The organism is Bacillus sp. JJ634, from assembly GCF_036962285.1.
Lineage (GTDB): Bacteria > Bacillota > Bacilli > Bacillales > DSM-1321 > Peribacillus > Peribacillus asahii_A.
This window is the reverse complement of sequence record NZ_JBALMU010000024.1, coordinates 30,912-45,306: the sequence shown is the minus strand read 5'-3', so window position 1 is coordinate 45,306 and position 14,395 is coordinate 30,912. Positions and strand designations below refer to the sequence as shown.

At 40.4% G+C, this 14,395-nt stretch carries 13 protein-coding genes; all 13 read right to left on the bottom strand.

Annotation, left to right across the window (positions count from 1 at the left end; genetic code table 11):
* Positions 1-194: 194 nt before the first annotated feature.
* Positions 195-830 carry an orotate phosphoribosyltransferase gene (pyrE, locus tag V7068_RS04335; RefSeq protein ID WP_127759731.1) on the bottom strand — a complete coding sequence of 212 codons (636 nt, stop codon included), beginning with the start codon at positions 828-830 and terminating at the stop codon, positions 195-197.
* Positions 824-1,540 (bottom strand): orotidine-5'-phosphate decarboxylase, encoded by a 717-nt coding sequence (pyrF, locus tag V7068_RS04330; RefSeq protein WP_499711251.1) that lies wholly within the window; start codon positions 1,538-1,540, stop codon positions 824-826. The genes pyrE and pyrF overlap by 7 nt, the downstream gene beginning before the upstream one ends.
* A 1-nt stretch (position 1,541) precedes the next feature.
* Positions 1,542-2,444: a dihydroorotate dehydrogenase gene (locus V7068_RS04325; RefSeq protein WP_499711361.1), complete on the bottom strand. Its 903-nt coding sequence runs from the start codon at positions 2,442-2,444 to the stop codon at positions 1,542-1,544.
* Positions 2,445-2,449: 5 nt separating this feature from the next.
* Positions 2,450-3,220 carry a dihydroorotate dehydrogenase electron transfer subunit gene (locus V7068_RS04320; protein ID WP_499711250.1) on the bottom strand — a complete coding sequence of 257 codons (771 nt, stop codon included), beginning with the start codon at positions 3,218-3,220 and terminating at the stop codon, positions 2,450-2,452.
* Complete coding sequence (gene carB / locus V7068_RS04315; RefSeq protein ID WP_499711249.1) at positions 3,217-6,426, bottom strand: carbamoyl-phosphate synthase large subunit; 3,210 nt, start codon at positions 6,424-6,426, stop codon at positions 3,217-3,219. Before carB ends, V7068_RS04320 begins: the two co-directional genes overlap by 4 nt.
* A 1-nt stretch (position 6,427) precedes the next feature.
* The gene (locus V7068_RS04310) at positions 6,428-7,510 is read right to left on the bottom strand and encodes a carbamoyl phosphate synthase small subunit (RefSeq protein ID WP_499711248.1); all 1,083 of its coding nucleotides are present in this window, start codon (positions 7,508-7,510) and stop codon (positions 6,428-6,430) included.
* On the bottom strand, positions 7,510-8,790 hold the full coding sequence (gene pyrC, locus V7068_RS04305; RefSeq protein ID WP_499711247.1) for a dihydroorotase: 1,281 nt from the start codon (positions 8,788-8,790) through the stop codon (positions 7,510-7,512). The genes V7068_RS04310 and pyrC overlap by 1 nt, the downstream gene beginning before the upstream one ends.
* On the bottom strand, positions 8,753-9,685 hold the full coding sequence (locus V7068_RS04300) for an aspartate carbamoyltransferase catalytic subunit (RefSeq protein WP_499711246.1): 933 nt from the start codon (positions 9,683-9,685) through the stop codon (positions 8,753-8,755). The genes pyrC and V7068_RS04300 overlap by 38 nt, the downstream gene beginning before the upstream one ends.
* Positions 9,686-9,891: 206 nt before the next feature.
* Positions 9,892-11,193: a solute carrier family 23 protein gene (locus tag V7068_RS04295; protein WP_375348333.1), complete on the bottom strand. Its 1,302-nt coding sequence runs from the start codon at positions 11,191-11,193 to the stop codon at positions 9,892-9,894.
* A 170-nt stretch (positions 11,194-11,363) separates the two neighbouring features.
* Positions 11,364-11,921 carry a bifunctional pyr operon transcriptional regulator/uracil phosphoribosyltransferase PyrR gene (gene pyrR / locus V7068_RS04290; RefSeq protein WP_499711245.1) on the bottom strand — a complete coding sequence of 186 codons (558 nt, stop codon included), beginning with the start codon at positions 11,919-11,921 and terminating at the stop codon, positions 11,364-11,366.
* 182 nt (positions 11,922-12,103) lie between these two features.
* Entirely contained in the window at positions 12,104-13,018 is a 915-nt protein-coding gene (locus V7068_RS04285) for an RluA family pseudouridine synthase (RefSeq protein WP_127759722.1), read from the bottom strand.
* Entirely contained in the window at positions 13,011-13,481 is a 471-nt protein-coding gene (lspA, locus tag V7068_RS04280) for a signal peptidase II (protein ID WP_252289922.1), read from the bottom strand. The genes V7068_RS04285 and lspA overlap by 8 nt, the downstream gene beginning before the upstream one ends.
* Positions 13,482-13,719: 238 nt before the next feature.
* A complete protein-coding gene (locus tag V7068_RS04275) occupies positions 13,720-14,385 on the bottom strand; it encodes a DUF975 family protein (protein ID WP_252294157.1) in 666 nt (221 codons plus the stop codon).
* Positions 14,386-14,395: the final 10 nt, after the last annotated feature.

Sequence of the window (14,395 nt, the reverse complement as noted above, 5' to 3'; positions counted from 1 at the left end):
TTTAAGAGAAATTCGCTTACGTTATTATACACTACTTCTCTTTCTCTTACGTTAGGCTAGCATTTCATTTTATTAAAAATTTAGTTAAGATTCTTAAAATACTGGCTGGATTAACGAATATTGTTGATGTATACGATTTTGAACAGAATAAAAAAACGTCCTACCGTTCAATACGGTAAGACATTCTTTTTCTTTTAAGCATCAATCCAAGAAGGATCTTCTGGATTTTCACGCCATTTCGTTAGCTTTTGCAGTTCACCTTCATTAATATAGCCTTTTTCTTTCGCTACTTGTACAAGTGTCGAATAATCGCTAATCGAATGAGAAACTAACCCTTCAGCTGCTAGTTTTTCTTTTCCTTTTTCGAGCTCATATGTAAAGATCGAAACAATACCAAGTACATCACAACCAGCTTCTCTTAGTGCTTGTGCAGCTGTAATCGCACTGCCGCCTGTCGAAATAAGATCTTCTACAACAACGACTTTTTGACCCGGCTTTGCGCTGCCTTCAATTTGATTCCCTTTACCGTGCTCTTTTGCTTTCGAGCGAACATAGCACATTGGGAGATTCATTAAATCACTCACCCATGCTGCATGGGCAATTCCTGCTGTTGCTGTTCCGGCAACTAATTCCGTACCAGGAAAATGCTCTTCAATTAATTGCTGCAAGCCGCGAGCGATATCTTGACGAATAGTTGGATAAGAAAGCGTTAAGCGATTGTCGCAATAAATCGGTGCCTTCATTCCTGAAGACCATGTGAAAGGATCATTCGGCTGTAAGTACACCGCTTTAATTTCTAATAGATGTTGTGCAATAGTTTGTTTTAACATGAAATTCCCTCCCAAGCATTCTTCATCGATAAATAGGATTGTAACGGGTTATCAGCTTTCGTAATCGCTCGACCCACAACAATGAAATCTGAACCGAGCTCTCTTGCTAGTGCTGGTGTCGCAACGCGCGCTTGATCGTGCGTAGCTCCTGTTGCATTACGAATACCAGGCGTTACCGTTAAAAATTGTGAACCAATCGCCTCATGGATTCGTTTCACTTCATGAGTGGAACAAACCACACCATCCAGTCCTGCTGCATTTGTAAGAGACGCATAATGCAGGACAGCATCCTCAAGTGAACCAAGGATATTCTGTTCTTTATTCATTTGCTCTTCTGTCGTACTTGTTAATTGCGTAACCGCAATACATAGCGGTCGTTTTTGACCGCCTGTAGTCCCAGCATCTAAACCTTCTAGTGCTGCTTCCATCATTCTTTGGCCGCCAGCGGCATGAACATTGACCAAGTCCGCTCCTAAGCTAGCAAGACCTTTCATTGCCATTTTCACTGTATTCGGAATATCATGAAGCTTCAAGTCAAGAAACACATCATGTCCTTGCTCTTTTAAATATGAAACCATCGCTGGACCATTTTGATAAAAAAGCTCCATACCGACTTTTACGAACAATTTTTCGGAACCGAAAGGCTGTAAAAACTTTTTCGTTTCTTCTAGATTAGGAAAATCAAGCGCAATAATCAGCGAGTTATTCATCTTATTTCCAGCTCCTTCCGGTACATTGTGAAATATGATCAAAGCCGAGCTCATCAAGGAGCGCTGGAAGCTCATCGATAATCGTTGGACAAACAAATGGATCAACAAAGTTTGCTGTACCAACTGCCACTGCACTTGCTCCCGCATAGAAAAACTCAATCACATCTTCAGCATTCGTAATACCGCCCATACCGATAATCGGTAGAGAGGTTTGTTGACTTACTTCATAGATCATGCGAAGGGCAACTGGTTTAATCGCCGGGCCTGATAAACCGCCTGTTCTATTCGCAATAATCGGTTTACCTGTTTTTAAGTGCAGACGCATGCCGACTAATGTATTAATCATCGTTAAACCATCAGCACCGCCTGCCTCGACTGCTTTCGCCATTTCAACGATATTCGTTACATTTGGAGATAGCTTCACGTACACTGGAACGCTTGAAACGTCTCTCACCGCTTTTGTTACTTCTTTTGCTACTTCTGGATCCGTTCCGAAGGTAATCCCGCCTTCTTTTACGTTCGGGCAGGAAATATTTAATTCAAGTGCATGTACATTAGATGCCTGACTAATTTCACGCGCTACTTCCACATAATCTTCTATCTGTGAACCAGCAATATTAGCAATAATCGGCACATCATGGTTACTTAGCCATGTTAATTCCTCTGAAATGACTTTTTTCAGACCAGGATTTTGTAAACCGATTGCATTTAACATCCCAGCGTCTGTTTCCGCAACCCGCGGCGTTGGATTACCGAATCTTGGCTCAGGTGTTGTTGCCTTAATCATGATTGCACCAAGCTTACTTAAATCGTAAAACTGGCTGTATTCACGGCCAAAACCGAAGCAGCCTGATGCTGGCATAATTGGATTTTTTAATGAAAGACCTGGTAATTCAATTGACAGTTTGCTCACAGTATCACCTCTCCAGCACGGAAAACCGGTCCGTCACTACATATTTTTTTATAAGAAGATCCTTCCCCACTGTGACAAACACAAGCAAAGCAAGCACCGACTCCGCAGCCCATTCTTTCTTCTAATGACAGATAGAGGGGCTTGTCCGAATATCCCGCTTCTAACGCTTTTAACATCGGTGTTGGACCGCAAGAGTAAATCGCTTTATAGGAATCAGCTAAATCTTTCATCACATCCGTTACAAACCCTTTTGTACCATGTGATCCATCGACTGTAGCAATATAGGTTTCCCCTAAAGCGGCAAACTCACGCTCATAAAACACGGCTGATTTTGTTTCAAAGCCAAGCACATGAATCACTTGAACACCTTTAGCTACAAGCATTTGCGAAAGCTGGTAGAGAGGAGGAACACCAATTCCTCCGCCTACTAACAGCGCTGTCTCACCGCTTTCTACTGCATCAACTGGGAAGCCATTTCCTAATGGTCCAAGTACATCCACTGTTTCAGCTTCTGTTTTTTTAGAAAGCAGCTTCGTACCCTTCCCTCCTGCACGATAAATCATCGTAAAGGACTGTTCACGTTGATTAAAGGAACAGATGGAGATCGGGCGTCTTAATAACGGATCCAGACCATCGCTCGTTTTTACATGGACAAATTGACCAGGTTGTTTCATTTCTTCGACTAATTGCCCTTGTAAAGTCAACTCAAAGATGGCTGGTGCCAATTCTTTATGTGACAAGACCTTCATCGTTTCCTTTACGATCATGAAAAGCTCACCTCACGACTTTTTTCTGATTTCTCCATCGCTTCTGCAGAGAATGTCATCGATTCAATCACTCGTAGTATTGCTTCTGCCGTATCAAGTGACGTTAAGCAAGGTACACCATTTTCAACAGATTCACGGCGAATTTTAAAGCCATCTCGTTCTGGTTGTTTTCCTTTTGTTAACGTGTTGATTACAAATTGAGCTTCTCCATTACGGATTACATCGAGTAAATTTTTACCTTCTTCACCAATTTTACCAACCGTTGTAACCGGAATACCTGCTTCTGTAATGGATGCGGCTGTTCCGCTTGTTGCAATTAATTTGAAGCCAATATTGTGGAAGCGTCGCGCTAATTGCAGGGCTTCTTCTTTGTCTTTATTAGAAACTGTTAAAAGTACGGAACCGTGACCTTGAATTTTTATACCAGAAGCAACAAGGCCTTTGTATAATGCTTTTTCAAGTGTACGATCTTTCCCCATTACTTCACCCGTTGACTTCATTTCTGGTCCGAGCGTAATATCTACTCTTCTTAATTTCGCGAAAGAGAAGACTGGAACTTTTACATATACACCCGCTTTTTCTGCTACTAAGCCATTTTCGTAGCCAAAGCTTTCTAATGAGTGTCCTAAAATCACTTTTGTCGCTAAGTTTGCCATTGGGACATTCGTAATCTTGCTTAAGAATGGTACCGTACGGCTAGAACGTGGGTTTACTTCGATCACGTACACTTCACCTTGGCTAATAACATATTGAATATTTAGTAAACCAATGATGTTTAAGCCTTTGGCTAAACGTGTTGTATAATCAACAATCGTTTCTTTTTGCTGAGCTGTTAAGCTTTGTGTTGGGTAGACAGCAATGGAATCCCCAGAGTGAACACCTGCACGTTCAATATGCTCCATAATCCCTGGAATTACGACCGTTTTACCATCGCTAATCGCATCTACTTCAATCTCTTTTCCTGTTAAGTAACGGTCAATAAGAACTGGATGTTCTGGATTAATTTTCACTGCATTTTTCATATAATGTAAAAGTTCTTCCTCGTAGTAAACGATTTCCATCGCACGACCACCTAATACGTAAGAAGGACGAACTAATACTGGATAGCCAATTTCTTTTGCAATCACAACGGCTTCTTCTACAGATATTGCTGTTTTTCCTTTTGGTTGTGGAATATTAAGTTCGTGCAAAGCATGTTCAAACTTATCACGGTTTTCCGCTCGATCGATATCTTCTAATGATGTACCGAGAATTTTCACGCCTCGTTCCACTAATTGATCTGCCAAGTTAATCGCTGTTTGGCCGCCGAATTGAACGACAACGCCTTCTGGTTGCTCAAGGTCAATAACATGCATTACGTCTTCAATTGTTAGCGGTTCAAAGTACAGTTTATCTGAAATACTGAAGTCCGTTGATACGGTCTCTGGATTATTATTAATGATAATCGCTTCATAACCTGCTTCTTTAATTGCCCATACGGAATGAACCGTAGCATAGTCAAACTCAACACCTTGACCGATACGGATTGGACCTGATCCTAGAACAACAACGCTTTTCTTATCTGTGACAATCGATTCATTTTCATCTTCATATGTGCCATAGAAGTAAGGCGTTTCTGATTCGAATTCCGCTGCACATGTATCAACCATTTTATAGACAGGAACAATGCCTAATTGTTTTCTTGTTTCATATACATGTAACTCTGTCACACCTGCTAATTGAGCAATCGTTTTATCGGAAAAACCAAACTCTTTTGCTTTCCTTAATACGTCTGGATTAAATGGATCTTCTTTCACTTGTTGTTCGAAGTTGATAATTTTGTTCAGCTTATGAAGGAAGAATAAATCAATTTGACTCCACTCATGAATCGTTTCAATCGTTACGCCACGGCGAAGTGCTTCACCGATATAGAATAGACGCTCATCGCCTGCAATGCGAATTCGCTTTTCAATTAAGCCGTCTTCTAGCTCTTCTACGTTTAATCCTAAGTGATATAGACCTGCTTCAAGTGAACGAACGGCTTTTAAAATCGATTCTTCAAATGTACGGCCAATCGCCATAACTTCTCCCGTTGCTTTCATTTGCGTACCAAGCGTACGGTTTGCACTTTCAAACTTATCAAATGGCCAGCGTGGAATTTTTGTCACGACATAGTCAAGCGCCGGTTCAAAACTTGCATACGTTTTACCGGTAACTGGATTCATCATTTCATCAAGTGTTAAACCGACTGCGATTTTGGCTGCCAATTTTGCAATTGGATACCCTGTTGCTTTTGAAGCAAGTGCAGATGAGCGACTTACTCGCGGGTTTACTTCGATGACATAATATTGATAGCTATTCGGGTCAAGCGCTAACTGAACATTACATCCACCTTCAATTTTCAAAGCACGAATAATTTTCAAAGAAGTATTTCGAAGCATTTGATACTCACGGTCACTTAACGTTTGACTCGGTGCAGCGACAATGGAATCCCCTGTATGAACGCCAACTGGGTCGAAGTTTTCCATGTTACACACAACAATCGCGTTATCGTTTGCATCACGCATTACTTCATATTCAATTTCTTTAAAACCTGCGATACTTTTTTCAAGTAAGCATTGGTGTACAGGACTGCTTTTCAAACCGCCCTCTACGATTTCAATTAACTGTTCTTCGGTTTCACAAATTCCGCCGCCAGTTCCACCTAGCGTAAAAGCTGGGCGAACAATGACTGGGTATCCAATGCGTTCAACAAACGCATACGCTTCTTCTAAAGAGTGAATGATGTCACTATCTGGTACAGGCTCACCTAAATCATTCATTAATGTACGGAATAAGTCACGATCCTCTGCTTGCTCAATCGCATCAAGCTTTGTACCGAGAATTTGCACGTTGCATTCTTCTAAAATTCCTGCGTTTGCTAGTTCAACCGCCATGTTCAGTCCTGTTTGACCGCCAAGCGTTGGAAGAAGAGCATCTGGACGTTCTTTGCGAATAATTTTGCTTACAAACTCAAGTGTAATCGGTTCAATATAAACAGCATCTGCGATTTCACTGTCTGTCATAATCGTTGCCGGGTTCGAGTTAATAAGGATAACACGGTATCCTTCTTCTTTTAAAGCGATACACGCTTGTGTACCTGCATAATCAAATTCCGCTGCCTGGCCGATGATAATCGGGCCAGATCCAATCACTAAAATGCTTTTAATATCATTACGTTTCGGCATATTAAATCCCCACTTTCTTAGATGCTTCAATCATCTGCATAAATTCATCGAATAAGTAGTTTGCATCTTCTGGTCCTGGTGATGCTTCTGGGTGGTACTGTACGGTAAACGCAGGATACTGTTTATGACGAAGCCCTTCAACCGTTCCATCATTTAAAGCAACATGTGTAATTTCTAACTCTGTATTCACAACAGATTCTGTATCTACTGTGTAACCATGATTTTGAGATGTTAAGCTTACTTTCCCTGTGCGTAAGTCTTTAACTGGGTGATTCGATCCACGATGACCGAATTTTAATTTCTCTGTATCTGCACCATTCGCAAGAGCAAACAATTGATGGCCTAAACAAATTCCGAATAGCGGCACTTCTTTTTGAACTGTTTGAATCATCTCAAGCGTTTGTGTTACCGTTTTTGGATCTCCAGGTCCGTTAGAAAGCATAATGCCATCTGGATGGAAGCTTAACACTTCTTCAGCTGTTACATTGTAAGGTACAACAACCACATCGCAATTTCTGTTATTTAATTCGCGTAAAATTCCGTGCTTCATGCCGTAATCCACAAGCACAACACGCGGTCCGCGACCTGGGCTAAAATAAGCTGATTTTGTTGACACACGTTTTACTTGATCAGCAGGCAGTACCGTTGCTTTTAATTGCGAAATAATTTCCTCTGCATTTTTCTCAATGCTGCAAATCGCTCCTTTTAACGTACCGTGTTGACGGATAATTCTTGTTAGTTTTCGCGTATCGATTCCGCTGATTCCTGGAATATTCTTATTTTTCAAAAACTCATCTAATGATAATTGGTTACGCCAGTTAGATGGGAATTCAGCTGCTTCTTTCACGACAAAACCTGCAACTGCTGGAGAAACTGACTCAAAGTCATCACGATTGATTCCATAATTTCCGATTAGCGGATATGTTAATGTGACAATTTGTCCACAGTAAGAAGGATCCGTTAAAATTTCTTGATACCCTGTCATCCCTGTATTAAATACAACTTCTCCAATTTTATCAATATCACTTCCAAATGCTTCACCAATAAACACTGTACCATCTTCTAAAATAAGTTGTCTTTTCATCACTGTCCACTTCCTTTTTGCCATGCTGTCTTACCTTCAGCTATTGTTAATACCGGCCATCCAAAACATTTCATGCCGTTAAATGGTGTATTTTTTCCTTTTGATGCAAATTCCTCTGCGTTAATTTCTTGCTCTGTTTCTAAATCGAGTAACACAATATCCGCTAGTGCGCCTTCTTTTAATTGCCCGTATGGAAGTGCAAAGTTCTCAGCTGGTTTTACTGTTAAGAAATCTACAAGCTGTTGTAATGTAAGTACGCCTTTTTTCACAAGATGTGTATAAAGGAGCGGGAATGCTGTTTCTAAACCAACGATTCCAAACGGTGCTTTTTGCATACCTTGTGCTTTTTCTTCTGCTGTATGCGGTGCATGATCCGTTGCAATAAAATCGATTGTTCCATCTAATAATCCTTCGATTAGTGCTGCTTGGTCGTCAGCGCCTCTTAACGGAGGATTCATTTTATAATTTGTATCTAGCCCTGGAATGTCATCTTCACATAATAATAAGTGATGCGGTGTTACTTCAGCTGTCACACGAATGCCTGCACGTTTCGCATCGCGTACTGTACGTACGGATTCTTTCGTACTAATGTGACAAACATGGTAATGACATCCGGCTGCTTCAGCAAGTAACACGTCGCGGGCGATATGTACAGCTTCGCATACAGACGGAATGCCGTTAATGCCTTGTTGTGCGGAGAACTTTCCTTCATGAACAGAGCCGCCATTAATTAAGCTATTATCTTCACAGTGTGCAACAACCGCCATATCAAGCGCTGCTGCCTGCTTCATCGCTTCAAGCATCATGCCTGCTTCTTGTACACCTACACCATCATCTGTGAAAGCAAATGCCCCGCTTAGTTTTAGGCTTGCGAAATCCGTAAGCTTTTCTCCTGCTTGATTAACGGTGATAGCTGTATACGGTAGTACGCGCACATGTCCTGTTTCTTCAATTTTTGTATTTAATGCTTCGAGTGTTTCAACAGAATCCGGAACTGGCTTCGTATTCGGCATAGCCGCTATTGTTGTAAAGCCCCCTCTTGCTGCGGCTAACGTTCCTGTAGCAATTGTTTCTTTATGCTCGCCACCCGGCTCACGTAAATGAACATGCAGATCAACAAATCCTGGAGCAACTAACAAGCCTCTTGCATCAATAACCTTCGAACCTTCCGTTGGCAAGTTTTCTCCGATTTTTGTAATGCGTTTACCTTCTATTTCTATATCGACTTGCTTGAATTCATTATTATTGAGTAATACTCCATTTTTGATGACTGTTTTCATGTAAAGTTCCCCCTTCGAATTGTTCAAGTACATTTTTCAATACGGCCATTCTTACAAATACACCATTTTGCATTTGCTTAAAAATTCTTGAACGGCTGCATTCTACTAATTCACTATCAATTTCTACACCTCGGTTGATTGGTGCTGGATGCATAATAATCGCGTGCGGCTTCATCATTTGCTCGCGCTCTTTTGTCAATCCATATTGCGTTAAGTAATCAGCGATTTCTGCGTTGGAATCATGTCTTTCGTGTTGAATTCTAAGCAACATCACTACATCGCTTGTCGCAACCGCTTGATCAATCGCTTCATACTCCCCAAGACCGCTATTTTCATCAAACCATTCTGGTGGACCTGAGAAAACAACCTTCGCTCCGAGACGCGTAAGCGCAATCGCATTAGATCGTGCCACTCGACTATGCGTTATATCACCAATTATCGAAATTTTCAATCCTTTGAATGTATTAAATTCCTGTTTAATGGTCAATAAATCGAGCAAAGATTGAGTTGGATGATGTCCGCAGCCATCTCCCGCATTAACAATTGGAATATTTAACTGCTTCCCAAGTAATTGCTCGAAATAATGATCTTGCTCATGTCGAATCACCAAAGCTTGAACACCGATAGATTCTAATGTTCTCGCTGTATCATATAGTGTTTCCCCTTTCAGCACACTTGAAGCACCTGCATCAAATGGAATCACTTCTAAACCTAGTTTGCGTTCAGCCATTTCAAAGCTTGACTTTGTACGTGTGCTCGGTTCAAAGAATAAATTAGCTACCATCGTTTGCTGCTGTGGTCTCCATACTGCGCCGTTGGCAAACTGCTCGGCTTCTGCAAGAATATGCTCCATTTCAGAAATCGTTAACTCGTTCATTGTTAATAATCTTTTCATTGATCCTGCTCCTCCCACAATTTTGTGAGGCAAGGTAGTTTTTATACAAAAAACACCCCGCCAGTTAAGGACAGGGTGTGGGCTAGAAAGACGTGGTAGAAAAAAGTATCTACCTACTGTCTTTACTGCGAACACCCTTTTAAGCCTCTCTGGACTTCTTTTAAAAGGTGGTTAGTTATTCTATTACGTCTTATTATAGTATTACATTATTGTTCAAACATGTCACCATTATTTTTTTCACGACCTGGTAATACAAGGTTAAGGACTACTCCAACAATTGCCGATAAAGCCATACCCGATAATTGAACATTACCTGGTAAGTTAATGAATGCTCCCCCGATTCCTAAAACAAGTACGACAGAAGCAATCATTAAATTACGTTTTTGGTCAAAATCTACTTTATGATCAATCAGCATTCTTAATCCGCTTGAAGCGATAATTCCAAATAACAGGATTGAAACTCCGCCCATAACAGCTCCTGGAATCGAACTAATAACCGCTGACACTTTACCAACAAAGCCGAATAATAAAGCAGTCACAGCTGCACCACCGATGATATACACACTAAATGCTCGTGTCATCGTTAGCACACCGATGTTTTCACCGTAAGATGTAAGCGGAGGCCCTCCGATAAATGATCCGATCATAATCCCTGCACCATCCCCTAAAATGGAACGATGTAAGCCTGGCTTTTCAAGGAAGTTTCTACCGACTACTTTACTTAATACCATTTGATGTCCGATATGCTCGGATAAAGTAACGATGACAACTGGAATCATAATGGCAATCACAGACCAAGAGAAAACCGGTGTGTATGTTACAAATGGAATTAAAAGATCGGGTGCTGCAATCCATTCTGCTTCTTTAATTCCAGTAAAATCAACGATTCCTGCATATACAGAGCAAGCATATCCAACAATAATCCCTACCAAAATCGGAATGATGCTAAGAAAACCTTTAAAAAATACGTTACAACAAATGATTGTGATTAGAGTAATAAGGGCAATCATAATATGAGTTGTACTGTAAACAAGTACTTCGGCACTTGAATCTTCGTACATCGCCATTTTTACGGCTGTACCTGCTAAACTTAAACCGATGACCATAATAACGGGTCCTACAACAACCGGCGGTAATAAGTTCATTAACCATCTAATACCCACTTTTTGTATAATTAAAGCAACAACTCCATACAATAGGCCGGCCGCAAAGCAGCCAATCATCGCTGCCTCTGGTCCACCTAATGCTTTCGCTGCAAGAATTGGTGTAATAAAAGCGAATGAAGATCCGAGATAAGCGGGAATTTGTCCCCTTGTAATTAATAAGTACGCTAATGTTCCAAGACCGCTTGATATTAAAGCAACTGCTGGACTAAGCCCCACTAGGACAGGCACTAAAACCGTTGCTCCAAACATCGCGAATAAATGTTGTAAACTTAATGTAATCCATTGTCCTGCTTTCGGGACATCCTCGACATCTAACAAGACATCTCTTTTTGTTTCTTTCATGATGTAATCCTCCTAGTATGCTGCAACAATCTCTGATGTCATAAAAAACCCTCTTTGTTTATTTACAAAGAGGGTTACCTAGAATGAGCAATCGCATGCACTGAGTACACATTCTAAGATTGTGACCCCCTTTGTCAGCCTCTCTGGACTGCCTGTTAAAAGGGAATATTTTATTTTTCTAGTATACTTACTTGATCGATATCATCAATTTCTGTTAACGTAACAGAAATTTTCTCTGATTGAGATGTCGGTACGTTTTTCCCAACGAAATCGGCGCGAATCGGCAATTCGCGATGACCGCGATCAACAAGAACTGCGAGTTGAATTTGTGAAGGTCTGCCAATATCAACTAGAGCATCTAATGCCGCTCGCACTGTGCGACCCGTAAATAATACATCATCTACTAAAACCACCGTTTTATCCGTAATATCCACGTTGATATCTGAACCTTTTACTAATGGTTCACCGTCAGTTGTCTTCTTCGACAAATCATCGCGATACATGGTAATATCAATTTCGCCAATTTGGATGGCTTTGCCTTCAATCTGCTGAATTCGTTCAGCAAGGCGGTTAGCTAAGTAAATACCGCGTGTGCGAATGCCTATTAACACACAGTTTTCAATACCTTTGTTTTTCTCGATAATTTGGTGAGCAATTCTCGTTAGTGCTCTGCGTATAGCTTGTTCGTCAAGGACGATTGCCTTTTCCTTCAAACTAGCCACCTCCATCCATTTTATATGATGGACACTTTAACAAAAAAATTCTCATACCTTCAAAAGGCATGAGAATTTTGTAACATCCGTAATGGGCACTCCTATCCCATTACTCATTCCGTTACCTTCTCAGCCTCTCTGGACTGTGTTAAAGGTTCATTAAGTTATTATTATAGTAAAACGTTTGTGTAGTATTGTCAATTACTTTTTCGTAAATAATCGAGTAATTCAACAAAATCTTGAGGAAGTGGTGCCTCGAATTCTAAATATTCTTGTGTACGAGGATGCACAAATCCAAGTAACCCTGCATGAAGCACTTGTCCATTGAATTTCAACGTTTTCTTCGGACCATATTTTGGGTCACCCGCAAGCGGAAAACCAATATACTTCATATGCACACGAATTTGATGCGTTCTTCCTGTTTCAAGCTGACATTCTACTAATGTATGAGCTTTAAAACGCTCAATCACACGGAAATGAGTAACGGCATGCTTCGAATTCTCCTCCGTAACGGTCATGCTTTGGCGATCTTTTTTATCACGACCAATTGGTGCGTCAATTGTTCCATAATCATGAGGAATAACCCCGTGAACAACCGCTTGATATTTACGCGTCACCGTTTTATCTACTAATTGCTGGACAAGGCTTTCATGTGCTACATCATTTTTGGCTACCATAAGTAAGCCGGATGTATCTTTATCAATTCTATGAACGATTCCAGGGCGCATCACCCCGTTAATGCCAGATAAGTCTGTACAATGAGCCATTAAGCCATTTACAAGTGTACCGGAATGATGTCCAGGCGCTGGATGCACGACCATCCCTCTTGGCTTATTAACGACTAGTACATCCGCATCTTCATAATAGATATCTAAATCCATCGGTTCAGCAACGACATCTAGCTCCTCAAGTTCTGGAATTGTAATTTCAACGAGGTCTCCTGCACTGCATTTATAATTAGTTTTCACAACAGATCCATTTACGAGCACATGCTGCTCTTTAATCCACTGCTGAATTTGCGTGCGTGATCCTTCTTGATTTAACGTTGATAACGCTTTATCAATCCGTACTCCTTGTAGTGTTTCATCTATGCTGTATTGCAATTTATCCATTTTTTTTCTCCTTAGCGAGTTTTTCTTCTAATATCATGTAAATAATAAGTAGTCCGACTCCAATCGTTAACGCGGCATCTGCTACATTAAAGATTGGGAAGCTATAGGTAAAAATATACGTATGTACAAAATCAACTACCTCTTGACGAAATACGCGGTCGATAAAATTCCCAATGGCCCCGCCGAGCATAAAAGCTAATGAAACACCGATTAAGACGCTTTGCTTCGCCATTTTCTGTATGTAATAAACAAGAGCAATTACAACACCAACTGTAATTATATAGAACAACCACATTTGTCCTTCTAGTATTCCCCATGCAGCCCCGCGATTTCGATGTGAAGTAATATACAAAAGATTTTCAATTACTTCAATGCTGTCACCATACTCCATCTTTTTGACAATCATCCATTTTGTCAGCTGATCCATTACAATTACAAAAAGGGCAATTACGTAATACCGCATCACACTTCCCCCAAACTAATTCAATCTTTACTTATGCATTGTAGCATAAACAACGATTTCATGGCGAATGTGAACAAGAAAAGCTCAAGACACTCTAGTCAGTCCATTAAATCGCTTATCATTTCTATCCACCAACAAAAAGACGTTGCAGATATATCCTCTACAACGCCTTTCCATATTACTCTGCTCCACACTTAACAGGCAATAAGCCCCTCACTGATGGAAGTTTCACTTTATATCACTGTGACTCTTGTGTTTTAATCAACTCATTATAAAAGGTAGCTGTTGATGTTGTAATATAAGGAATTAACCATAAGAATCCGATTCCAAATGTAATTACAGAGAGAATCCCCCATCCGATAAAACTTAAATGAAGCAAGAAATATTTCCACTTATATCCTTTCATTCGCACTTTACTTTCCGTAATGGCCTCTAAAATTGAATATTCCGGATGATCCTTTAACAAGAAAAATGTTTGGGAATAAGAAAATTGTTTAATAATACCTGGAATAATAAATAATAAGGTCCAAAGAAAAACAAAAATGCTTACTACAATTGACGTTCCGATTAATTTCAACGACTTTTTCCAATCAGCATAAATCGCAAACACTTGCGATAACCTAGCTCCTTCTAGACGAGCAATCGAAAGATAAAACCAATACACCGCAACCGATAATGGAATCAAAAGAAGGGACACAATAATATTTGCTATACTCGCTTGCCATGCTACCTCGGCTGACCCCTCACTTACCTCACTTACCTCCCATCCTCCACCAAATAGAAGGGATATAACATTTGGAACAATGGTAAAAATCAGAAATGTAAGAAAGGAAAGAAGAACACAAAGCCCCCAATTTCCTTGTAAGGCACCTCGCGCTTGTTGCTTAATAGCTGAAATTTTCATCTGTATTCGC